The organism is Flagellimonas abyssi (assembly GCF_019457905.1).
Lineage (GTDB): Bacteria > Bacteroidota > Bacteroidia > Flavobacteriales > Flavobacteriaceae > Flagellimonas > Flagellimonas abyssi.
The window spans coordinates 1-425 of sequence record NZ_JAHZSV010000106.1 but is presented as its reverse complement, the minus strand read 5'-3'; the positions used below and the strand labels follow the sequence as shown (position 1 = coordinate 425).

Below are 425 nucleotides of genomic sequence, written 5' to 3'. Positions count from 1 at the left end.
CCCTTTACCCTTGGGTTCAATCTATTTGATTTAGGACACCAATGATCTTCCAAAGTGGTGCGCTTGATACTGAGGTCCGAGGGAATCCCATCGACCTTGATCCGGGCATAGATGGGAACAAGCCCGTTTTTCCTTTTGGCCGTTTTCTTGAGCCAAAAGCTGATACTGAATGTTTTAGAGGTTTCCATGTGTTTCGCTTTTAGTGGAACAATCCGTTAAGCGAAAGTCAAATCACACGAAATATCGAATCATGAACGTCAAGATACGAAATCCATCCCGATTAAAATAGGACACCCTATAGGACACCTTTCTCCCTGGTTTCAGATGGGCACAAAAAAAACCAGAAAAAATTAATTTTCTGGTTTTCAATAATTTATGGTTTAATTTGTTGCTAAAAAAACCATTTCTGTCGGGGTGGCAGACTT

General features: G+C 40.7%; 1 protein-coding gene. It reads right to left on the bottom strand.

Going from position 1 to position 425, the window contains the following annotated elements; genetic code table 11:
* A partial coding sequence (locus K1F36_RS20015) for an Arm DNA-binding domain-containing protein (RefSeq protein ID WP_258539165.1) occupies positions 1–188 on the bottom strand: 188 nt, incomplete at its 3' end.
* Between the last annotated feature and the right edge of the window lie 237 nt (positions 189–425).